This window comes from Psychroserpens luteus (assembly GCF_015319355.1).
GTDB classification, from domain to species: Bacteria; Bacteroidota; Bacteroidia; order Flavobacteriales; family Flavobacteriaceae; genus Psychroserpens; species Psychroserpens luteus.
In genome coordinates this window covers 1-1,435 of the sequence record NZ_JADILU010000023.1, presented here as the reverse complement: position 1 = coordinate 1,435, position 1,435 = coordinate 1, and the positions used below count along the sequence as shown (strand labels likewise).

The 1,435-nt window shown below is 41.0% G+C and carries 1 pseudogene; it reads left to right on the top strand.

From position 1 onward, the window contains the following. A pseudogene (locus tag IM744_RS20540) lies at positions 1 to 1,435 on the top strand (hypothetical protein); the annotation flags it as partial.

Here is a 1,435-nt window from a genome sequence, read left to right as displayed (position 1 = left end):
GACCAACCGCATTAGAAGTTTGTGATGATTTATCAGCAGACGGTATAGCTCAATTTGACTTGACCAGTAAAAACGCAGAGATCCTTCAAAACTTAGCAGACCCAACCTCATATACGGTAAGCTATTATGCAGATGAGACCAATGCAGCGCTACCAAGTAATCCAATCGCAAATCCAGCCAACTACACCAATACCGAAGCATTTAATCAAATCCTTTGGGTACGTGTAGAAGACAATGCAACAGGATGCTACAAACTCACCACGTTAGAACTCATCGTCAATGCGCTGCCAGTACTCGTACAACCAGCACCATTAGAATTATGTGATGACAATAATCCAGGTGATGAGATGGAATCGTTCATATTAGAAGACGCAACCGATGAAATCCTTGACGGACAAACAGGCATCAGCTTAACATACTTCGAGACGCAAGCAGACGCAGACACGAACAGTAACCCAATCACAAGTCCATACATAAACATCACTAATCCACAAACAATATTCGTTGTGGCCACTAACGATGTGACAGGATGTTCAGTAAGCACAACCGCAACGATTTTATTAAGAGTCAACCCAATCCCATCACCAACCACACCAACAGATTTGGAAGAATGTGATGCAGATAACGATGGTTTTGCAAGTTTCGATCTAGAAGAAAGAACATTGGAGATTATAGGAGGCGAATTAAATACAGCAGTAACCTATCACGAAACGCTGGAAGACGCTAATATGGGAGACAATCCATTAGCAAGTCCATACACGAACATCGTGATTAACGAGCAAACCATTTACATCAGACTCACCAACACGATAACAGGATGTTATAATGCTTCGGAAACTTTAACGATTCGCGTACTAGAATCACCAGAAGTACCCGTAACACTAGACGACTATGTAATCTGTGATACCAATGCAGATGGGATAGCACAATTTGATTTAACGACCAAAGATGCAGAAATCTTGGGCACACAAACAGATGTAACGCTAACCTATCACGTAACTATATTAGATGCACAATCAGGAGCAAATCCAATAGCCAATGTCGGTAACTATACCAATACCAGTAATCCACAAATCATCTATGTAAGACTAGTAAGTAATACTAATGGTTGTGTCGATACAGGTCTGTTTGAACTTAGCGTAGAATTACCACCAGTAGCAGTGCAACCAATACCATTACAATTATGTGATGATGACGTTGCAGATGAAATCACAGTCTTTGATTTAACGGTAAAAGACAATGAAATTACAGGAGGAGAAGGAAGCTGGAGTGTGAGTTACTATGAAACTCAAGATGATGCTAATGCACAAGACAATGCAGTAGACGCAGAAGCGTATACCAATACAGCCATAGGAATAGCACCAGCCAATCCACAAACTTTATATGTAGTGGTAACCGATACCGATACAGGATGTACAGACCAAGTCACCCTTAC